Below are 19,805 nucleotides of genomic sequence, written 5' to 3' on the forward strand. Positions count from 1 at the left end.
GGACCGTGACCGGGTAGCGTGTTGGGGTATGAACGTATCTGGTCTGGATTCGACGTCCGCACAGGGTTCAACAGGGAGTACATCCCGAATCACCCGTCCTGGGGAGAAGATCCCCGGGGTGAGGGAGGTCGGGGTGGTCAACCACCTCATCGCGCGGATCGGCGCGAAGGTGCAGGGGACGGAGACCATGGGGGTGTTCTCCACGATCGGGAGGGCGCGCCGGCTGTTCAAACCGTGGCTGGTGTATTCAGCGATGATGATGCCCTTCGGCTACTTGTCTCGTAAGGAGACCGAGCTGGTGATTCTGCGAGTGGCGCATCTGCAGGGGTCGGATTACGAGGCTGCGCACCACCGGAAGTTGGGGGCGTCGGTGGGACTGACCGAGGATCAGATCCTTGCTATGGAGGGGGAGTCGCACGGTCAGACGAGGCGCTGGGGCGTGATCCTGGACGCTGTGGATCAGATCGTGGAGCACGGTGAGGTGGACGAGGCGACGTGGTCGGCATTGGCAACGTACTTGTCCGACCGAGAGCTGGTGGCGTTGGTGATGCTGGTGACAAACTATGCGGGTCTGGCGACGGCGCTGTCCGTGCTGGGGACGCCGGTGGACCGAAATCGGACGGCCTGAGCGGCACTACAGGTGGATAGTTTTACCCCTAGACACGGTCGTGAATGTGGGTTACCCTGTGGTGGTCTGACCCGTCGGGGGTTCGGGTGGGGTCGTGGGGAACAGCGGCTGTCTGGATGCTGTCCCTTTGTGGGATGGCGATAACTAAGTCGAAGAGGCGGGGTGGGGCCTATGGTCCATCAGGAAATCGTGGGAGACGACGGCTCGCATCGGCTGCTGTGGTTGCCGTGTGTAGTGGTCGTCCTGGTGATGGTGATGTTGGTGACGGCGTGTTCGCCTGCGGACGGTGAAACTGGTGGCGGAGTGAAGGCTGCCGGTGCTGGGCAGGACGAGGGGCCGGCGGGGGACGAAGAGCTGTCGGGGGACGGGGTGATCGCAGTACCTGAGGTGACGGTCGACGGCCGGATGATTCAGCCGGCAGGACATACCGGACTCTGGTTCGAGACTGAGCCGACGGACCCGTTGGAAAAGTTGGTGTACGACTCCCAGCGTTTCGTGGGGCAGCCCGTGGTACTCGAACCGCTCGGAGAGAGGGCGGGGTTGCCTGAGTGGGAAGATCTGCCTGACCCTTGTCATCCTGAGGTGATCATGCGGATGGGGGAGCTGAAGCTTGTACCTCTCGAAGGCGGGGAAGCGGCGCAGGGCTTGGCCTATTGCGCTTTTTATGGAGAAATTGAAGACGAATATGGTGACATCGTAAGTTCGCTCTGGGGAACTTGGGATGAGAGGGAATCATTTGTCGGGGACTACTCTCTTCAGCGTGTCACGGATCTAGAGTACGAGTTTCTTGATAGGGGTGAACTCGCTGATAATATTGGTTGCATCTCGGTTTCTCCTGAGCCCGTTCGGGGTTTCTTTATATGGTCCGGGGCCGGCGAGTTGGGGGATTTGGACGGTTGCCTAGGGTCAAATAATATGTTGCAGGTCTATCTGAATGTAGTAGGAGGTTCGCTAGGTGTTTAAATATGAAGAGGGCCAGCTCCGGAATGTCGTCACTGAAGTGGTGAAGGCTGACCTGTACCTTCGGATGACATTTACAGATAAGTTTTATGTACCTGGGTATACGGGTTCGCCGTCGCTCAATGCGGTGGCGTCTCAGTACTCCTCATACCTTGGATCGCATCCGGGTTCATTGACGGTGGCAAGCAAGGCGGCAAAGTCAAATGTACGATGGTTGCATGACTCTCTCGATGAGTTGATTAAAGCTCTGGACAATCAGGAAAAGGTATCGGTAGACGCCTTCACGGGAATATTGGAGTACACGAGTGGATCGGCGGGTAAAATCCTGTTCTTGATGCGGAAGAGGGAAGAGATTCCAGTCCTTGACCTCGGCTATGTTTCACCGATCGCAGCGGTCGAGGCCGCAACGCCCCTCAAGGCCTTGACCCCAATGTTCGCTGGTGATGACAGTGGCATTACCATGGCAGCACACTCGTGGACCGCGGCAAGCAAGAGAATGCTCCAGGCTGCAGAATCTCTGCAGTCAGCGGCCGCCTTGATTGCGGGAAGTACAGAGGGCACTGCCTTTGACACGGTGGAGCGCGCCTTGACGACCGTTGCAGAACAATGCACCATCGTCTCCGTCAACTCCACTGCCATGGCGACATCCATGCTCCAACTCCCGCCGATCCGGGCGGCCGCGCACGCACAACTCATTGCGATGGAAGCAGAGATCGCCGCTGAAGCTGCCGCAGCCGGAGTGGCCACCGGTGGTGCCGGTGCAGCAGCCATCGCAGCAAAGTCCCAAGCACAGGTCGCCGCCTTCGTAGCCGGCTACCTCCAACCAGCTCTGGACACCGCCCGGCCACTCGTCAGCAACCTGTCCGTCCCCGTGACTAACCACACCGGCGGTGGAACCCTGACTTCTGCTGGGGCGGCGACCATGGCGGCAGAAGAAACTATCACCCATGTCGCCGGAGGACCGGCGACTCCAGCGGCAGCACAGGCCGCGGCTCAACCCAACGCCGTTGCACCGCAAGCCGGGCACGTTGGTGCAACACCAGCTGGCGTAAGCCAGGCAGCACCCGTCGGACAAGCGCCAATGAGGCCCACCGGAGGAACCTACGGGGCACCGGGTGGCACGCAAGCCGCCACCCCGGCATCACTGACTGCAGGGCAGGGGCAACCACTCGGGCAAGGAGTTGGACGAGGTACAGCGGCTGGCACTCCAGGTACAACAACACCGGGAACGACTACCGGCCTACGCGGAGGGACGGGAGGATCAGTCGCCCAGCCCTTGCTTCCGCGTGGAGTCAGCGCGACCACACCCCGTAGTCCCGGTGCCATGCCGGTCGCCGGCCCTGGTGGCCCATCCAGCCCAGGGGCTGGCGCGGCACACGGAGGTGCCGGCACAAGGGGAGGAGCCGGTGGAATGGGCGGGGCAGCTCCCGCGAACGGCAACAACGGCTCCGCCACACAACGCGGCGGCGCAGGCGGAATGGCGGGTGCAGGAGCGGCAGGAGCAGCAGGGCAGAAGGGTGCCGCCGGCCAGACGGGCAAGGGCAAGAACCCGAGTGCACTGTTCGGCAAGCCGGGGCAAGGATCTTCGCGTCATCGCCGAAAGAAGTCCGTTGGCAGCGCGCTGCTCGACAGCTACTTCCGCCGCGAATACCTCGGCGACAAGGAGACCACAGTGAAAAAGGTCATCCGGTAAGCGTCGGCAGATGTCGGTGAACGTCCACCGGCAAGCGAAGGGCCCAGGATCAACAACATGATCCTGGGCCCTCATTTGGTAGTGAAGGGCTAACCATTCACTACAGATGGTTCGCTATTCGGCGTCGACAGCGTCCTCGTCGGCGACGATCTCGAACTGATCCTTCAGCTGCTCGAGCAGCCAAGCGTTCGACAGCGAGGACGGGATGTTCAGGGCAGCCATGACCGCCTTGTTGTCCTCGACCACGGCGCCGGACTCAACCTGCGGCAGCTGGCTGTAGCCGGGGATCGCCCGGATCTGGTCCATGCCCTCGGTGGCGTAGATGCCCATGAAGTTCGCGGCGAGGTCAGAGACCCGCTCATAGGAGATCTGCGCACGACCGGCATCGATGCTCAGGGTGCCGTCGGTGAAGGACTTCGGCAGCGTCATGCCCAGGCGCTCGTAGAAGTTCACGGCGATGTTCTCCGGGTCGGCGATCACACCGAACTGACCACTACGGTCCTGCACCGTCAGCGCAGTCTTGCCCTCGAGGCCGGGGAACTCTTCACGGGCGGCGGCGAAAGCTTCCTCATCGGCGTCGATGACTTCCTGGGCCTCGTCTCCCAGGCCGTAGATCTCGCCCAGGGCCTGCAGCTGCGGCTCCCAGTTAGCGTCCTCGTCCATGCCGGGCAGCACGTCGGTGACCTTGGACAATTCGTCGTATTCTTCCTGCTTGATGCGGTAGGTGTCGCCAACAATCAGGTCAGGGTTCTTTGCGAGGATCTCTTCTCGGGGGAAGTCCTCGGACATCGGGATGCGCTCGACATCCTCCAGCTGCGGGTTCTTCCAGTCGGCATCGGCGTCGTCGCCACGCTCCACAATCACGTCCGGGGTGATGCCCAGGGCGAGCAGGTTGTCCACGGCAGTACCGATGGCGACAACAGTCTCCGGGTTGGTGCTGTAGGTCGCCTCACCGTACATGTTGTCGATGGTGACCTCGGACTCCTCGGCGCCACCTTCGGCGCTGTCGGAGGAGTTGGTGTCGTCCGAGCTGCTGTCCGAGTCATCGGTGGAGCAGCCGGCGAGCACGAGGCCGCCGGCGAGCACGGTGGCGGTCAGGGTCCGGCGGACGGTACGTCCGGTGGAACGGCGGGCGGTGTGCAGCATGAAGGGGAATCCTCTCCTGGCCCGGCGACGGGGTGGAAATGCCGTGGAGAGCAGTTCGCCGGGCGATTGTGTTAGTGAAACGTCTCTAACCGTAGGCTACGTTTAACTGTAGCGGGCCGTACCGAACCTACTACAGAGGAAACAACCGCCACAAGAGCCTGTGCGGGTATCCGCATACCCCCGCCCTACCCTCACTACACGTCACCCCCGTCCTAAGGACGGGGGTGGGAAGGGACTAGCGCTCGGCGAGCAGCATGTCCAGCGTCGACTCGGCGCCGACGGTGTGCAGCGACTCCAGCACCCGGGTGTACTCGGCGGTGAACTCGGGGGAGTCCACCAGGTCGCCGAAGACCTCCCGGTCACGCAGGAACGCCAGGGCGTCCTCCAGGTTGTGCGAGGCGGTCTCCTTGAGTCGGTCGGCCATCCGGTCGACGACGGTGATCGGCGCTCCGTCCTCGTCCACGGCCTCGGCGTAGCGCGCCCAGGACGCTACGATCGCCGCGGAGAGGCGGACGGGGCGTCCGGCGGCGAGGTTCTCGCGCACCACCGGCAGCAGCCACTTCGGGATGCGGTCGGAGCTCTCGGCGCACAGCCGGGCCACGGTGTCCTTGACGGCGGTATTGCCGAAGCGCTGGATCAGGGTGCGACGGTAGTCGTCCAGGTCCACGCCCGGCAGCGGACGCAGGGTGGGGGTCGCCTCGTCGGTCATGTAGGCCAGCAGGAAGTCGCCGAAGCGCGGGTCCGCCATCACGTCGTGGACCATGCGGTGTCCGGCGAGGTGGCCGAAGTAGCACAGGCCCTGGTGGGAGGCGTTGAGCAGGCGCAGCTTCATCAGCTCATAGGGGACCACGTCGTCGACGAGCTGGACCCCGGCGTCCTGGTAGGGGGGACGCCCCGCGGTGAACTTGTCCTCCAGCGCCCACTGGGTGAAGTCCTCGGCGACGACGGGCCAGGCGTCGGTGTAGCCGCGGTCGGCAACGTCCTCGCGGTCGGCGTCGGTGGTCTCCGGGGTGATGCGGTCGACCATGGAGTTGGGGAAGGCCACGGACTCGTCCATCCAGGCACCCAGCTCGGCGTCCACGCTGGTGGCGAAGGCGACGAAGGTGGCGTGGGCGACCTCGCCATTGCCCTGGATGTTGTCGCAGCTCATGATGGTGAACGGTGCGACGCCGGCGCGGCGGCGCTCGTCGAGTGCGGCGGTGACCAGGCCGAAGAAGCTCTTCAGCGAGGCGTGATCGCCGGAGCGCAGGGCCGCGCGGTCGGCGACGATGAGCGCGGCGTCCTCCACGAACTCCCCGGTGACGTGGTCGATGTTGTAGCCGCCCTCGGTGACGGTGAGGCTCACGATGCGGATCTGCGGGTCGGCGAGCATCGCCACGGCGGCCGCCGGGTCGTCGGGAGCGAAGACGTAGTCGATGATGCTGCCGATGACGCGGGCATCCTCCGAGCCGTCCGGCGCTTTGGTGGTCAGCGTGTAGAGGTGGTCCTGGCCGGCGAGTGCGTCGCGCATGCGTACGTCGGACGGCATCACGCCGAGTCCGACGATGCCCCAGTCCAGCGCCTCGCCCTGGTTCATCAGACGGTCGAGGTACATGGCCTGGTGGGCGCGGTGGAAACCGCCGACGCCGATGTGCACGATGCCCGGGGTGACCTGCGAGCGGTCGTAGGACGGCACGGCGGTGGGGTTGCCGGTGGGGTTGCCGCAGTGCGCGGTGATCTCCGGGACGTCGGGGAGGAGGGAGGTGCTGAGGGTGGGCATGACGGGGGTTCTCCTGGTTGTGGTTGGAGTAAAGGGGTCAGTTCTGGCGGGCTGCTTCTTCGGCAGCCTTTTCCGCGAGGGGTTCGGGGACGTTGTCGGGCACGCCGTCGAAGCCGGGCTGGTTGCCGCGCAGGGTCAGCGACAGGTAGGCGGCGAAGAGGTAGAGCCCGATCATGATCAGCGTCAGGCCGGTGGCGCCGACCAGCGGGAGGAACACCGCGACCAGCAGCGGGCCGACGGCCACGGCGGCGCCGACGCCGAGGTTGTAGGTCGACATCGCCGCACCCGGGTGCTCCGGGTCGATCGCCACGGCGATCGCCGAGAGCGGGACGTAGCCCGCCAGCGAGACGCCGAACAGGGCGCCGAAAGCCAGGGTCACGCCGTAGACCAGCGGGTCAGGCAGGCCGAGGGAGCGTCCGATCAGCGGGGTGAAGTACACCGCGGCCAGGGTGACGGCACAGGCGATCGCGCCGGCCCAGAACATGGTGGTGGCCCAGCCGAAGCGGTCGCCGATGCGTCCGTAGAGCGGGTTGAACGGGAGGTTGACCGCGTAGATCACCGTGGTGAGGATGAGGAACCAGCCGAGTTTCCAGCCGAGTTCATCGGTGAAGTAGGCGGGGAAGTACACGGCCATGGCGTAGGTCGGCACCGAGTTGATCGTGCGGATGTAGGTCACCCGGCGGGCACGCTTGTCGCGGGCCAGCAGCTTGAAGCCGCGCGAGAGGGTGGCGCTGACCTCCTCGGGGTTGTCGACCAGGGGCTTGCGTCCGACCTGCTCGCGCACGCCGAACAGGGCGATGCACGCGCCCACGATGACCAGGGAGAGCGACAGCCAGAGCGTCTGGTAGAAGTCCAGGTCCAGCAGGGACAGGGAGACGGTCGCGGTCAGCGCGCCGAGAGTGGGCAGGCCGGCGGAGAAACTCACGTAGAACCAGCCCACGCCGGTAGCCCGGTCCTCGGCGGGGGCCACCGCGGTGATCCACACCAGGAACCCGTAGGCGAACAGTGGATAGCCGAAGCCTCTGAGTCCGTAGGTGATGAAGATCAGCCACGGGTTGGAGGTCGGCAGGGCCAGGCACAGGAACACCAGTTCCAGGGTGACCCAGACGCTCACGCCCAGGATCATCACCCGGCGCGGGCCCCACAGGTCAGACAGTGCGGCGGCGAAGAAGGCGGCGATGGCCACGGAGATGCCGTAGACGGTGACCAGGGTGCCCACCCGTGAGGTGGAGAACCCGTGGTCGTCGCGCAGGAAGGGTTCGAGGATGTTGGTCTCGACGCCATCGCCGATCATGAAGATGGTGAGGCCCACGAAGCCCCAGATCAGTGCCCGGGGGATGCCGAGGCGTTCGAGTAGCCGGGGTGCGTCCGGCTGGGTGATGCTGGAAGTCATCTGTGCTCCTGAAGCGTCAGGCGGGAGGGATGTGGGTCACACTTGGTGGCCCGATGCGATCAACCTACCGCCATAATGTTAGAAAGTCACCACTTACAACACAAAAATGTTGAAAACGGGGGTTACTTCACATCGCCCCCGTGCTAATGTTGCGCCCATGCCCGCAACGTCACAGCCCTCATCTGCGACGGGAGCCGATAAGCGCCCCGACAAACGCCGCGAGAACATCGTGGCCTACGTCACCCGCCACGGCACCGCCCGCGTCGAGGATCTCGCCAGCCACTTCGAGGTCTCACCGATGACCGTGCACCGCGACCTCGACCACCTCGCCGCCGAGAACCTGCTGGAACGGGTCCGCGGCGGTGCCCGCTCGGTCAGCCCCTCGATGAGCGAACTGGGGGTGGGTCAGCGCCGCCAACTGCACCGCGATGTCAAGAGCGGGCTGTGCGCCCTGGCCGCCGAATTTGTCGAGGACGGAGCGGTGGTCGCCGTCGACGACTCCACCACCCTGGAGTCCCTGGTCACCCTGTTACCGCAGCGCAGTCCCTCGGCGCTGATCACCCACTCGCTGGCGGCGATGAGCCTGCACCGGCAGCGCACCGGGGCGGGCAATATCCGCCTGATCGGCTGCGGTGGCCAGTACATCCCGGAGACCGACTCTTTCCTGGGGGCGGTCACGTCCGAGCAACTACGGCGACTGTCGGCGGACGTCGTCTTCGTCTCGACCACCGCGGTGCGTCCTGCCGCCGGAGGTGGGCCGGCGATCTTCCACCCGGACACCGAGGCCGCCGAGACCAAACGGGCCCTGCTCGACACCGCCCCGGTGAAGGTGCTGGTCGTGGACTCCACGAAGTTCGGTGCCCCCGGGGTATTCAAGATCGCCGACGTTGCGGAGTTCACCCACGTCGTCGTGGACAATGAGATCAGCGACGCCGACCGCGCCCTGCTGGAGAACACGGGAGCGACCCTCCACGTGCTCGGAGAGATCGAAGGAGACAACTGATATGGCACTCGTGTTGGGAATCGACAGTTCCACCCAGTCCTGCAAGGCCCTGCTGGTGGACGCGGCGACCGGGGAGGTCGTCGACGAGGGACGCGCCACGCACCCGGACGGTACCGAGGTCGACCCGCGGGCCTGGGTGGACGCCATGGAGCAGGCGACCGCCGGGTTGCTGGACCGCGCCGACGCGGTGTCCATCGCCGGCCAGCAGCACGGCATGGTCGCTCTCGACACCGACGGGGAGGTCGTGCGCGATGCCCTGCTGTGGAACGACACCCGCTCGGCACGCGCCGCCGAGGAACTCATCGACGAACTCGGCGGGCCGGCGGCCTGCGTGGACCTGACCGGCAGCCGCTACGTCGCCTCGATCACCGCCTCGAAGCTGCGCTGGATGCGCGACCATGAGCCGGAGAACGCCGCGCGCACCGCCAGCGTGCTGCTCCCGCACGACTACCTCACCTGGCACCTTTCCGGACGCGGCGAGAAGGTCACCGACCACGGCGAGGCGTCCGGCACCGGCTACTACAGCACCCGGCAGCGCCGCTGGCTTCCCGAGCTCGCCGAGCGCGCCCTGGGCCACGAGGTTGAACTGCCGCGTCTGGCCGGGCCGAATGAGCAGGTCGGAGTGGTAGCCGCATCGGTGAACGCCGCTGCGGCAGCTCGTGGCACCGTCATCGGTCCCGGCACCGGCGACAACCAGGGCGCGGCCCTGGGCCTGGCGCTGCAGCCCGGCGACGTGAGCGTGTCCATCGGCACCTCCGGGGTGGCCTCCGCCGTGGTCCCCGACAGCGTGCACGACTCCGCGGGCATGGTCACCGGCTTCGCCGATGCGTCAGGACGCTACCTCCCGCTGGTCTGCACGCTCAACGCCGCGCGCGTGCTCGACATGGGACGCCGCCTGCTCGGCGTGGACTGGGAGGAGTTCGAGAACCTGGCCCTGGCGTCCGACCCCGGCGCCGGCGGCCTGGTGCTGCAGCCCTACCTCGACGGCGAGCGCACCCCCAACCGCCCCAACGCCACCGGCATCCTGCAGGGCATCACCACCGCCACCACCCGCGAGGACTTCGCCCGCGCCACCGTGGAGGGACTGCTGTGCTCCATGAAGGACGCCGTGGAGGCGCTTGTGGGAGCCACCGGTGTGGAGGCCACCCGCGTGCTGCTTATCGGCGGCGGCGCTCGCTCGGCCGCGGTGCGCGCAGTCGCCCCGTCCATCTTCGGGGTGGACGTGCTGGTCCCGGACCCCGCCGAGTACGTGGCCCTGGGTGCCGCTCGCCAGGCCGCGTGGGCCCTGTCCGGTGCCGAGAACCCGCCGGAGTGGACGGTAGCGGGCACTTCGCCGGCCTCCGCCGCCTTCAACGGACGCACCGTGCGCTCCTACGCGCACCTTCGCACCGCCACGAAGGACTGGAACTGGGGGTTGGACTAGGGGTTGGACTAGGGGTTGGGGGTTGATTGGGGTGCGGTTCGGCGTGGTGGAGTCCTCCGCCGCCACCTTTCCCAGCACCCTGTAGCCCGATCACCCTTCCAGGTAGCGATTCGGGCTTTTTGCCTACCTGGGAGGGTGCTTATTTCGATGGGTGGGTCTGGGGTGTGGGTGGTCGAGACTCTCCGCCGCTACCTCTTCCAGCTCCATGCAGCCCGATCACCCTTCCAGGTAGCGACTCGGGTCTTTTGCCTACCTGGGAGGGTGACAATTTCGACGGGCGGGGTTTCGGATGGGGCGTGAGGCGCGGTCGGGGAGCGACTGCTAGGAGGAAGCTGCCTTGAAGAAGTCCCAGATCGCGCCGGGCCCGTCGTAGCGGGCTCCACCGGAGTTGCCCCAGCTGCCGGTGGCGGTGGGGAAGGAGTGCCCGCTGTGGTCCACGGCGATCAGTCGCACCGGACTGTCGTCGCTGGTGTCATCCATGCCGGATTCCGCCGTGTCGCCCCAGGTGGTGACCTCGGCATCGCCGTCGCGCACCGGGGTCGGTGAGTCGGTGTTCTCAATGCCATTGCGCTGGGCGAACCATTCGGCACTGTCGTCGGCGGAGCGGACGTACCCGCGGCTTATGGCGTTGGCACCGGATCCGAGTACCACCTCGCCACCGTCGAAGGGGTTGATCGGGTCCTCCCGCCCCTGGAGAAACAGCATCGGCACCGGCATCCCCTCATCGGCGCAGGTGAAGTTGTCGTCTGCGGGTACGTTGCCGTTCACCGAGGCCACGGCGGTAACCAAGTCGGGAGACTCGTAGGCGAGACGCTGGGCCATGTGCGCGCCGCTGGAGTACCCGATGGCGTACACGGGGGCAGAGACTTCAGAGCCATCAGAGCTGCCGGAATCCCCGTGGATCGTCTCGACTACGTGGCGCATCAGCCCCACATCGTCGAGATCCTGCTGTTTGGCGGGCCATTCGCCGGCCGCGCGGCACTCGTTCCAGTTGTTGGCATACCCGTCGACGTAGGCCACGATGAATCCGTCGCGTTCGGCGAGGCGCTCCAGGTCCTGCCCGATTCCCGAGCGGATGCCCTCACCGGTATCGCCGGTGCCGTGGAGAACCAGCACCACCGGCAACTGAGTCTCATCGGACTCGCCCGACCCGCCTGACTCCGGCGTGTAGACGCTCCAGGTGCGTTCAACTCCGTCGAGTGTGGCGGCGTGGGTGCTGTGGCTGCCGTCGGACGCGGCCTCATGTGTCCCGCAGGACGTGAGAAGCAGGGCGCAGGTGCCGAGAAGCGCGCCGACACCGGTGCCCATGGCGAGGCGTCTCTTTCGTCGGCAGGTCATGGGCCCCAGTATGCCGAGCTGTGTGGGGATGAGTCGCCGCATAGTTCAGAAATGCACCCGGCCATCCACCCCGCCGTCTGCTTTCTTGACCGCACCGCACGTAACCCGCCGGAACCATGATTTCACCGAGGTTTCAGCTGGCCTGCTCCCACTGACCGGCCCGTGGATATTCAGGTCCAGGCCTGGACGCAGCAGGCTGGGGTCATCCCTAGAGGAGACCACCAAGTGCCCACGATGAAAGGTCCAAGGACCATGCCACAACCGCAGTCACCACACGGATCCGAGATCTACGCCCGGGAACTCGACCACGTTTTCCACTCGTGGTCGGCACAGGACTCTCTTGATCCTCTGGTCGTCACGGACGCCGAGGGACCGTTCCTCGTCGACGCCGACGGCACCCGCTACATCGACTTCTCCTCGCAGTTGGTTTATACGAACCTGGGTCACCGTCATCCGGCGATCGTGCAGGCGATCAAGGACCAGGCGGACGCTCTGTGCACCGTGGCACCAGCCCACGCGAACGAGCAGCGTGCCCGTGCCGCGGAGAAGATCCTCGGTCACCTGCCCGACACCCTGTCGAAGGTATTTTTCACCAACGGTGGTGCCGACGCTGTCGAGCACGCCCTGCGGATGGCGAAGTTGCACACTGGGCGTCCCCGGGTTCTGTCGGCGATGCGCAGCTACCACGGCGGCACCCAGGCGACGCTGACGGTGTCCGGCGACGCGCGCCGCTGGCCCATCGAGGACGGACGCACCGGCGTGGTCCATTTCTTCGGGCCGTTCCTGCACCACAGCGTGTTCCGTGCTCGCGACGAGGCCGAGGAGTGCGAGCGTGCCCTGGAACATCTGGAGGACGTGGTCCGCTTCGAGGGCCCGGAGACCTTCGCCGCGTTGATCATCGAGTCGGTGCCGGGCACGGCGGGAATCATGCCTCCGCCGCCCGGCTACCTGGCCGGTGCCCGCGAGATCTGCGACCGTCACGGCATCCTGTTGATCTGTGACGAAGTCATGGCGGGGTTCGGACGCACCGGCGCGTGGTTCGCCTTCGACCACTACGGTGTGGCCCCGGACCTGGTGACCTTCGCCAAGGGCGTGAACTCCGGGTATGTGCCGCTCGGCGGGGTGGCGATGACCCAAGCGGTGGCGGACACCTTCGCCACCCGTCCGTACCCGGGAGGGCTGACGTACTCGGGTCACCCGCTGGCCACCGCGGCGGCCGTCGCGGCCATCACCGCGATGGAGGACGAGGGCACCGTCGACAACGCTGCACGCCTCGGACGAGACATCATCGGCCCGGCCTTGAAGGCGATGCAGCAGCGTCACCCGGTGGTCGCCGACGTTCGCGGGCTCGGTTGCTTCTGGGCGGTCGAGTTCACCGGGGGAGCGGAAGGCACCGACGGTGCCGACGGTGCCGCCGTCGTCCAGAAGACGGTCGCCGCGAGCTGCCGCGCGCAGGGGCTGATAGTTTTCGTCGCCGGCAGCGACCGGATTCACGTCGTGCCGCCGTTGAACATCCCCGATGACGTCCTGCAGGACGGACTGGACGTGCTCGACAGCGTCCTTGCCGGAGTACAAGCCGCAGTGGGTAGCGCAGAGTCGGTGAGCGCATGACCGGGCAGACGGGCACCACCGCACCGCTACGCAGGTTCCGTCGTTTCACCCCAGGACGCCGTGCGGTCAACAACACCGTGGTCTTCGTGGCACTGATCGCCTTCTGGTGGCTCATTACCGCTACTGGACTGGTCAAGCCATTGTTCCTACCGTCACCGGGGTCGGTGGTCGGGGCATTCTGGGACGCCAACACCTGCCAGGCGATCACCGACGATGGGGCGGTGGAAGTCTGCGGCGAGGACAACTACTTCCTGTGGCAGCACCTGCTCGCCAGCCTGCAGCGCATCGCCGTGGGCGTGGGGGTAGGAATCCTGGTCGGCACGGGTCTGGGTTTCCTGATGGGGACGGTGCGGTGGATCTTCGACCTTGCCGAGCCCTACCTCAACTTCCTGCGCTCCCTCCCGCCGCTGGGCTACATGGGGCTGCTGATCGTCTGGTTCGGCATCGGTGATGTATCGAAGGTGTGGCTGCTGTTCCTCGCCGCCTTCCCGCCGATAGCGATGTCCACCATCGCCGGTGTGCGTGGGGTGCAACAGGACCGGATCCTGGCTGCTCGTTCCCTCGGAGCTGACCGCGGTCAGGTGCTTCGGCAGGTCATCCTGCCGTCCTCCCTGCCGCACATCCTGTCCGGGGTGCGGGTGGCGACCGGTTTCGCCTGGACCACGGTGGTCGCCGCGGAGCTGAACAACGGAATCCCCGGCATCGGCGGGTTGGCCTATCTGTCGGGAACCCGGCTGGACACCTCACTGACTATCGCCTGCATCATCGTCATCGGGCTGGCGGCGGTCCTGCTGGACCTGGGCATCAAGAAGATCACCACGGTGCTCGTGCCGTGGGAAGGGAAGGCCTGACATGAATGCCACGAAGAATATCCCCAGCACCCGGCGCACCCGGCGCACAGCCGCGGCACTGGTGGGCCTGGCCACGGTGATGGCGACCAGCGCCTGCGTGGGTCCTCCGGCGAGCAACTGGGCCACGCAGAACAACATCGACTGCCCGGTGGAGCCGGATGAATCGGTGACCACCAGTGCTGTCCTCGGCTACCAGATGATCCCCAATGGCGACGCGATCGTGCAGAACCAGCGCCTGCTGGAAACCTGCATGCCCAACGCCGACATCGAGTGGACCCGGTTCGACTCAGCCGGGGACATCCTGCAGGCCTATGGCGCCGGGTCGATCGACTACGGGCTTCTCGGATCGGCCGGTCTGGCGCGCGCGGTGAGCGCACCGCTGAACCTGGACCTGGTGACCCCGTGGGTCTTCGACGAGATCGGTGAGGCGGAGTCACTGGTGGTCAAGGACCCTGAGATCGAGTCCATCCGGGACTTGCGCGGAAAGTCCATCGCCGTGACCTACAGTTCCACCTCGCACTACAGTCTGCTCGGAGCGCTCGACCAGGCAGGCATGACCGCCGGCCGTGACGTGACGCTGATCAATCTGGCTCCCGACCGGATGCTGGCCGGCTGGCAGTCGGACGAACTGGACGCCGCTTTCGTCTGGGACCCAACGCTGTCCGCACTGACCGAGAGCGGTCACGTGATCACCTCGGCCAAGGAGTCCGCCGACGGCGGGGCACCGACGTACGACATGGCCACCTTCACCCGCGGCTTCGTCGACGACAACCCGGAGTTCATGGCGATGTGGGCCACGGTGCAGGACGAGGCCACCCGCCAGATCGCCGAGGACACCGACCGCGCCGCCGGCTCGATCGCCGTGGTCCTGGGCCTGGAGGCCGAGACCGTGCAACGTCAGTTGCAGGGCTACCGCTACCCGCGGGCTGAGGAGCAGGCCAGTGCCGAGATGCTCGGCGATAGCGACGGCCAGGGCGACCTCGGCGGCCTGCTCTACGACACTGCCGCCTTCCTTAAGGACAACCGCGAGATCGACGCGGTGGGCGACCCGTCCACCTATGCAGCCACCCTGCACCCGGACGCCGCGATCGCGGCGGCGGAAACCACCGATGACAGCGAGGCCGACGATGACCAGTAGCCACAGCACAGGCACAAACGGGGCCACGAAGATCCCCCGGGTCGTGCTCGACCAGGTTTCCCAGACCTACACCACCGACGCCGGCGACCACGTGCTGGCCTTGACCGAGACCAGCACCACGGTGGAGCCTGGCGAGTTCGTCTGCATCGTCGGACCGTCCGGCTGCGGCAAGTCCACTTTGCTGAAGATGATCGCCGGCTTCCTGGAACCCACCACCGGCCAGGTCCTCCTGGATGACACCGAGGTCACCGACCCCGGCCCGGACCGAGGGGTTGTGTTCCAGCACGCCAACTTGTACCCGTGGATGACGGTGCGAGAGAACGTCGAACTCGCCGGCCGGTTCCAGAACGAGCCGAAGGCCCAGCGACGCGCGACCGCCGAGCACTTCCTGGAGATGGTCAACCTCACGGAGTTTGCCGACCAGCGTCCCTATGAACTCTCCGGCGGCATGCAGCAACGTGCCCAGATCGCCCGGGTGCTCGCCGGTTCACCGGAGATCCTGCTGATGGACGAGCCCTTCGGCGCATTGGACGCACTGACCCGCGAGACGATGCAGGAGGAGTTGCTGCGCATCTGGCGGCGCGACCGCCGGACGGTCTTCTTCATCACCCACTCCGTCGACGAGGCAGTGCTGCTCGGCACCCGTGTGTGGGTGATGAGTGCCCGGCCCGGCCGGATCCTGGAGAACCTTTCGGTGCAGATCGGCGACCCGGCGGACCCGACCCTGGACCTGGGGGAGCTGCGTGGCAACCCCCGGTTCCACGAACTGCGTGAGTACATCGCCGACGCCATCTATGCCGCGCAGGGTGCCACCACCTCCCATGCGTCCACCGACTGACCCTGACAACCTTTGAGGAGTACACCCATGACTACTGGGGAATTAACGAACACCACTGTGCCGGTCGCTGTGATCACCGGCGCGTCCTCCGGGATTGGGGCGGCTACCGCCCGGGCCCTGGCCGCCGCGGGTTACCACGTGGTGCTCGGTGCACGACGTGCCGAGCGTCTCGCCGGGGTCGCCGAGGAGTGCGGCGGCACCGCCGTGCCGCTCGACGTCACCGACCAGGCGTCTGTCGACGCCTTTTGTGAGGCGGTGACCACCGGGTTCGGACGCTGCGATCTGCTGATTAATAACGCCGGCGGGGCCGTGGGCACCGAGTCGGTGGCGCAGGCCGACGTGGACGACTGGCAATGGATGTTCGATACCAATGTGCTCGGCACGGTGCGCCTGACCAAGGCCCTGCTGCCGCTGCTGGTGTCCTCTGGCGACGGGCAGGTGATCACCATCGGGTCCATCGCCGCCCGCGAATCCTACCGCGGCGGGGCAGGATACAACGCTGCCAAGCATGCCGTGGCTGCCCTGACTCGTGTCCTGCGTTTGGAACTACTCGGTGAGCCGGTGCGGGTATGCGAGATCGACCCAGGTATGGCGAACACGGAGTTCTCCACCGTCCGCTTCCGCGGGGATACCTCCCGGGCGCAGGACGTCTACGCCGGCATGGAGCCGCTGACCGCCGAGGACGTTGCCGACGCCATCGCCTGGGTCGCCACGCGTCCGGCGCGGGTGAACATCGACCAGATGCTGATCATGCCGCGCGACCAGGCGGCCGCCCAACAGATCCACCGACGAGTGGCGGCGCAGGAGAGCTGAGCGTGACGACCGTGGTGTGCACGCTGCTCCTGCTGGGTGTGGGAGTACTTGCCGCGGTCGTCCAGGCGGTCACCGGGTCCGGATTCGGCCTCGTCGCCGCACCCCTGGTGGTGCTTGTCGCCCCGAACCTGCTGCCTGGCCCGCTGCTGGCCGTCACCACCGTGCTCATGGCGGTCTCGGTAGCTACCTCGGGGCGGGCGAATTCGCGTGCGGATGCCCGCCTGCTCCTTCCCGCCGGGGTGGGCATCGTGGCTGGCGCGCTTGTCACCGCGCCTTTTCTCCCCTGGGTCGCTGACCATCAGAAGGCGCTGAACGTGGTCGTGGCCCTGGCGGTGATCGTGGCCCTGCTGCCCGCACTGTGCGGGAAAGTGATCACGACCAGCCCCGTCCGCATGGGGGTGGGTGGTCTCTTTGCCGGCACGATGACCGTGACGGTCGCCCTGCCCGGCCCGCCCTTGCTGTTGGTCTACCAGGCTCCGGACGCCCGGCGATATCGCGCGGGCCTGGCCGTGTCATTCCTGGTCGCCTCGGTGTGCGGGCTGGCGGTGCTCGCCCCGACCACCGGCCTGGCCCCGGATGGCTGGGACGGCACGGGGACGTTCGTCGCGGGCATCGTCGTCGGGTCCGTGCTCGGCACGGTGCTCGCCCGGCGCGCACCACTGGCCCTGGTGACAACACTGGGACGGGCGGTGGCCTTTGGCGCGGCCTGCCTGCTGCTTGTCGCGGGGCTATGCTGATCCGGTGGTTCACGATTTCACCGACGACTGGGCGGCCTTGGCCGATGTCACCCCGCTGCACGCGAGGGTGAGTGCCTTCCTGCGCCTGGGCCTGCACCGCGGCGACTACCCGGACAACCGCGCCCTGCCGTCCTCCCGCCAGCTCGCCGAGCAACTCGGGGTCTCACGCACCACGGTGCAGACCGCCCTGCAGCAGTTGGTGGACTATCAGCAGATCACCGCGAAGCCGCGTAGTGGCATGTACCCGGCGGGCTCCCCGGCGGAGGCGGAGACCGCCGCCGCGGCGTCCTGCGTGGACTGGGATGAAATGTTCTACCGCGACGCCCCGCCGGTGCCGCAGATCGTGGAGCCCGATCACCGGCGCTACCCGTTTCCCTTCCTCAGCGGCCAGGTGGAGGAGAACACTTTTCCCACCCGCTCCTGGCTCAAGGCGGTCAATGTGGCGATGTCGGGACGCAACCTGCGCGTGGCACTCGGCGACCCCCGCGACGGCGACGATCCGCTGCTCGTCAAGGCCCTGATCGAGGAGGTGCTCGCCCCGCGCGGGGTGCACGCTAGTCCGGACGAGGTCATGATCACCGCCGGCACTCAGCAAGGACTGTCGCTGCTGCGCTCGGCACTGCTCGGCCCCGGCGTGCGCGTGGCCGTCGAGAACCCCGGCTACGTCGATGCCCACCAGGTCTTCGCCACGAGCGGGGCGCGCATGCAGTACATGCGCGTGGACCGGGAGGGCGCCGTACCGCAGGACGCCGCGGGTGCGCACCTGATTTACCTCACACCCAGCAGTCACCATCCGACGTCCGTGGCGCTGAGCCCGGAGCGTCGCCGTCGTTTCCTGGCGCTCGCCGAGTCATCCGACGCAGTGATCGTCGAGGACGACTACGACGCCGAGATTCGTCTGCAGGGCTCGCCCCTGGCACCGATGAAATCCATCGACCGTAGCGGGCGGGTCGTGTACCTGGGGACGTTCTCGAAGTATCTCGCGCCGGGACTGCGCATGGGTTACGTGGTCGCCGCCCCGGAGCTGATCTCGGCGTTGCGACGCTTCCGACATTTCACCACCAAGACTCCCTCGCCGATGCTGCAGCGCAGCCTGGCGTTGTTCGTACGCTCCGGCGACTACGCCCGCCAGCTGCGCAGCTACCGGCTGCGGGTGCGCTCGAAGTACGAGCAATTCCGCGAGGCGGTGGACACCTACCTACCGGATATGGCCGGTCAACTCGTGGTGCCGCAGATGAACCTCTGGATGCATGATCCGGACGGCGGGGACACGGCCCCGTGGGCCACGCGTGCCCGCGGCAGGGGAGTGCTGGTCAGTCCCGGCGAGCTGTACTACGCGCCGGGCAGGACGGTGCGTCACGACGAGATGCGCGTGGGCCTGGCCTCGATCCCGGAGGTGCGCATCGCCACGGGTGTGCGCGAGTTAGCTGCGGCGCGGGAGGAGGCCTCGTGACCTCGCACATCTTGCTGGTCAACCCGAATACCAACCGGGCCACCACGGCAATGATGGCGCGGCGGCTGCGCGCCGCCCTCGGGGAGGACGCTGCGCGCGCTCAATCCTCCGGCTGCGTGGTTACCGCCGTGACCGCTGCGCGCGGCCCGGCGATGATCACCACGCCGGATGCGCTGCAGGACGCCGCGGGGCATGTGGTGGATGCTGTGCGTGCCGCACTGCAGGACGGCCCGCAGGACGGCACGGCATTCGACGCGGTGCTCGTCGGTGCCTTCGGCGATCCGGGTGTGCGGGAGCTGCACTCCCTGCCGATGTTGGACGGAGTGCTGGTCACCGGCATCGGCGAGGCGGCCCTCCTCGCTGCCACGGCATCCGGCGGACGCTTCGCCATCGCGACGACGACCGGGGCGCTGGCGGACTCATTGGCTGATCTGGTGGCACGGGTAGGGGTAACGGATTCCTATACGGGCCTGGAGCTCACGCAGACCGACCCACTGGTGCTGGCTGGCTCGCCGGACGCCAGCCGCTTCGAGCTGGCTGCGGCGGTGGAGCGCGCGGTGTCCAAGGGGGCCGAGCGTGTGGTGATCGGCGGCGGTCCGCTCAGTGACGCTGCCGCGGAGCTGGAGGCATCCTACCCAGGGGTGATCGTGGAACCGGTCGTCGCTGCGGCGCGGTTGATTCAGGGGAAGTGATCCCTGGGCTAACCGACACAATGTATGTCCGAAATCAGCGCTCCATAGGAGGTCAAGGCAGGGAAATGGGGCCCGATTAGCTCTCTAGATGCCATTGCTCCGACCTACCGGCCCTCAGGAGGCTGCATCCGCTGACGCCGAGTAGTTCAGGGTAGCCCGAGGTAGCTCGTCCCCGCCGCCGGCGCAATCTCTGCATTCCGGTCCGATCCATGCCAGCGATCGGGCCGAAATGCAGAGATTGCGCCGGGCAGTAGAGCCGCTAGAGCCACCACCTCCCAGGACTAGACCCCTCGAAGGGACCTGCCAACGCAAAAACCCACGCCGTGGCG

The 19,805-nt window shown here is 66.7% G+C and carries 17 protein-coding genes; 13 read left to right on the forward strand and 4 right to left on the reverse strand.

From position 1 onward, the window contains the following. Positions 1-28: 28 nt before the first annotated feature. The 3 genes from ACT3SZ_RS04695 to ACT3SZ_RS04705 all read left to right on the forward strand — a co-directional run bounded on the left by ACT3SZ_RS04695 (position 29) and on the right by ACT3SZ_RS04705 (position 3,281). Complete coding sequence (locus ACT3SZ_RS04695) at positions 29-628, forward strand: carboxymuconolactone decarboxylase family protein (protein ID WP_444617087.1); 600 nt, start codon at positions 29-31, stop codon at positions 626-628. 171 nt (positions 629-799) lie between these two features. Then, positions 800-1,591 (forward strand): hypothetical protein, encoded by a 792-nt coding sequence (locus tag ACT3SZ_RS04700; RefSeq protein ID WP_444617089.1) that lies wholly within the window; start codon positions 800-802, stop codon positions 1,589-1,591. A 1,408-nt stretch (positions 1,592-2,999) separates the two neighbouring features. Beyond that, positions 3,000-3,281 carry a hypothetical protein gene (locus ACT3SZ_RS04705; protein WP_444617091.1) on the forward strand — a complete coding sequence of 94 codons (282 nt, stop codon included), beginning with the start codon at positions 3,000-3,002 and terminating at the stop codon, positions 3,279-3,281. A gap of 114 nt (positions 3,282-3,395) precedes the next feature. On the opposite strand, the gene ACT3SZ_RS04710 is transcribed toward ACT3SZ_RS04705, so the two are convergent. The 3 genes from ACT3SZ_RS04710 to ACT3SZ_RS04720 all read right to left on the reverse strand — a co-directional run bounded on the left by ACT3SZ_RS04710 (position 3,396) and on the right by ACT3SZ_RS04720 (position 7,579). Next, a complete protein-coding gene (locus ACT3SZ_RS04710; RefSeq protein ID WP_444617093.1) occupies positions 3,396-4,427 on the reverse strand; it encodes an ABC transporter substrate-binding protein in 1,032 nt (343 codons plus the stop codon). A gap of 235 nt (positions 4,428-4,662) precedes the next feature. Next, the gene (locus ACT3SZ_RS04715) at positions 4,663-6,186 is read right to left on the reverse strand and encodes a mannitol dehydrogenase family protein (protein WP_444617094.1); all 1,524 of its coding nucleotides are present in this window, start codon (positions 6,184-6,186) and stop codon (positions 4,663-4,665) included. 37 nt (positions 6,187-6,223) lie between these two features. Further along, on the reverse strand, positions 6,224-7,579 hold the full coding sequence (locus ACT3SZ_RS04720) for an MFS transporter (RefSeq protein WP_444617096.1): 1,356 nt from the start codon (positions 7,577-7,579) through the stop codon (positions 6,224-6,226). A gap of 157 nt (positions 7,580-7,736) precedes the next feature. Between ACT3SZ_RS04720 and ACT3SZ_RS04725 the strand changes: the two genes are divergently transcribed. Then, complete coding sequence (locus ACT3SZ_RS04725; RefSeq protein WP_444617097.1) at positions 7,737-8,582, forward strand: DeoR/GlpR family DNA-binding transcription regulator; 846 nt, start codon at positions 7,737-7,739, stop codon at positions 8,580-8,582. Position 8,583: 1 nt separating this feature from the next. Beyond that, positions 8,584-10,005 (forward strand): xylulokinase, encoded by a 1,422-nt coding sequence (gene xylB, locus ACT3SZ_RS04730; RefSeq protein WP_444617098.1) that lies wholly within the window; start codon positions 8,584-8,586, stop codon positions 10,003-10,005. Between the two features lie 321 nt (positions 10,006-10,326). On the opposite strand, the gene ACT3SZ_RS04735 is transcribed toward xylB, so the two are convergent. Further along, the gene (locus ACT3SZ_RS04735; protein WP_444617099.1) at positions 10,327-11,343 is read right to left on the reverse strand and encodes an alpha/beta hydrolase family esterase; all 1,017 of its coding nucleotides are present in this window, start codon (positions 11,341-11,343) and stop codon (positions 10,327-10,329) included. Between the two features lie 252 nt (positions 11,344-11,595). Here ACT3SZ_RS04735 and ACT3SZ_RS04740 point away from each other — a divergent pair, with 252 nt between their 5' ends. From ACT3SZ_RS04740 to ACT3SZ_RS04775, 8 genes are read left to right on the forward strand one after another with little or no spacing between them, the layout of a single operon-like run. After that, entirely contained in the window at positions 11,596-12,954 is a 1,359-nt protein-coding gene (locus ACT3SZ_RS04740) for an aminotransferase class III-fold pyridoxal phosphate-dependent enzyme (RefSeq protein ID WP_444617100.1), read from the forward strand. Continuing rightward, on the forward strand, positions 12,951-13,805 hold the full coding sequence (locus ACT3SZ_RS04745) for an ABC transporter permease (protein ID WP_444617101.1): 855 nt from the start codon (positions 12,951-12,953) through the stop codon (positions 13,803-13,805). The genes ACT3SZ_RS04740 and ACT3SZ_RS04745 overlap by 4 nt, the downstream gene beginning before the upstream one ends. A gap of 1 nt (position 13,806) precedes the next feature. After that, positions 13,807-14,943: a taurine ABC transporter substrate-binding protein gene (locus ACT3SZ_RS04750; RefSeq protein ID WP_444617102.1), complete on the forward strand. Its 1,137-nt coding sequence runs from the start codon at positions 13,807-13,809 to the stop codon at positions 14,941-14,943. Further along, positions 14,933-15,781 carry an ABC transporter ATP-binding protein gene (locus ACT3SZ_RS04755; protein ID WP_444617103.1) on the forward strand — a complete coding sequence of 283 codons (849 nt, stop codon included), beginning with the start codon at positions 14,933-14,935 and terminating at the stop codon, positions 15,779-15,781. The genes ACT3SZ_RS04750 and ACT3SZ_RS04755 overlap by 11 nt, the downstream gene beginning before the upstream one ends. A gap of 27 nt (positions 15,782-15,808) precedes the next feature. Beyond that, entirely contained in the window at positions 15,809-16,594 is a 786-nt protein-coding gene (locus ACT3SZ_RS04760; protein ID WP_444617105.1) for an SDR family NAD(P)-dependent oxidoreductase, read from the forward strand. A 2-nt stretch (positions 16,595-16,596) separates the two neighbouring features. After that, positions 16,597-17,331: a sulfite exporter TauE/SafE family protein gene (locus tag ACT3SZ_RS04765; protein ID WP_444617106.1), complete on the forward strand. Its 735-nt coding sequence runs from the start codon at positions 16,597-16,599 to the stop codon at positions 17,329-17,331. A gap of 4 nt (positions 17,332-17,335) precedes the next feature. Beyond that, complete coding sequence (pdxR, locus tag ACT3SZ_RS04770; protein WP_444617108.1) at positions 17,336-18,784, forward strand: MocR-like pyridoxine biosynthesis transcription factor PdxR; 1,449 nt, start codon at positions 17,336-17,338, stop codon at positions 18,782-18,784. Beyond that, on the forward strand, positions 18,781-19,476 hold the full coding sequence (locus ACT3SZ_RS04775; protein ID WP_444617109.1) for an aspartate/glutamate racemase family protein: 696 nt from the start codon (positions 18,781-18,783) through the stop codon (positions 19,474-19,476). Before pdxR ends, ACT3SZ_RS04775 begins: the two co-directional genes overlap by 4 nt. Positions 19,477-19,805 lie beyond the last annotated feature (329 nt).

The sequence above is a fragment of the Corynebacterium sp. AOP40-9SA-29 genome (genome assembly GCF_052377405.1).
Taxonomy (GTDB): Bacteria; Actinomycetota; Actinomycetes; order Mycobacteriales; family Mycobacteriaceae; genus Corynebacterium.

Excerpts from the sequence above, each read along its gene's own strand:
- ACT3SZ_RS04695 (WP_444617087.1), top strand. The coding sequence starts at position 29 with ATGAACGTATCTGGTCTGGATTCGACGTCCGCACAGGGTTCAACAGGG.
- ACT3SZ_RS04700 (WP_444617089.1), top strand. The coding sequence starts at position 800 with ATGGTCCATCAGGAAATCGTGGGAGACGACGGCTCGCATCGGCTGCTG.
- ACT3SZ_RS04705 (WP_444617091.1), top strand. The coding sequence starts at position 3,000 with ATGGGCGGGGCAGCTCCCGCGAACGGCAACAACGGCTCCGCCACACAA.
- ACT3SZ_RS04710 (WP_444617093.1), bottom strand. The coding sequence starts at position 4,427 with ATGCTGCACACCGCCCGCCGTTCCACCGGACGTACCGTCCGCCGGACC.
- ACT3SZ_RS04715 (WP_444617094.1), bottom strand. The coding sequence starts at position 6,186 with ATGCCCACCCTCAGCACCTCCCTCCTCCCCGACGTCCCGGAGATCACC.
- ACT3SZ_RS04720 (WP_444617096.1), bottom strand. The coding sequence starts at position 7,579 with ATGACTTCCAGCATCACCCAGCCGGACGCACCCCGGCTACTCGAACGC.
- ACT3SZ_RS04725 (WP_444617097.1), top strand. The coding sequence starts at position 7,737 with ATGCCCGCAACGTCACAGCCCTCATCTGCGACGGGAGCCGATAAGCGC.
- xylB (WP_444617098.1), top strand. The coding sequence starts at position 8,584 with ATGGCACTCGTGTTGGGAATCGACAGTTCCACCCAGTCCTGCAAGGCC.
- ACT3SZ_RS04735 (WP_444617099.1), bottom strand. The coding sequence starts at position 11,343 with ATGACCTGCCGACGAAAGAGACGCCTCGCCATGGGCACCGGTGTCGGC.
- ACT3SZ_RS04740 (WP_444617100.1), top strand. The coding sequence starts at position 11,596 with ATGCCACAACCGCAGTCACCACACGGATCCGAGATCTACGCCCGGGAA.
- ACT3SZ_RS04745 (WP_444617101.1), top strand. The coding sequence starts at position 12,951 with ATGACCGGGCAGACGGGCACCACCGCACCGCTACGCAGGTTCCGTCGT.
- ACT3SZ_RS04750 (WP_444617102.1), top strand. The coding sequence starts at position 13,807 with ATGAATGCCACGAAGAATATCCCCAGCACCCGGCGCACCCGGCGCACA.
- ACT3SZ_RS04755 (WP_444617103.1), top strand. The coding sequence starts at position 14,933 with ATGACCAGTAGCCACAGCACAGGCACAAACGGGGCCACGAAGATCCCC.
- ACT3SZ_RS04760 (WP_444617105.1), top strand. The coding sequence starts at position 15,809 with ATGACTACTGGGGAATTAACGAACACCACTGTGCCGGTCGCTGTGATC.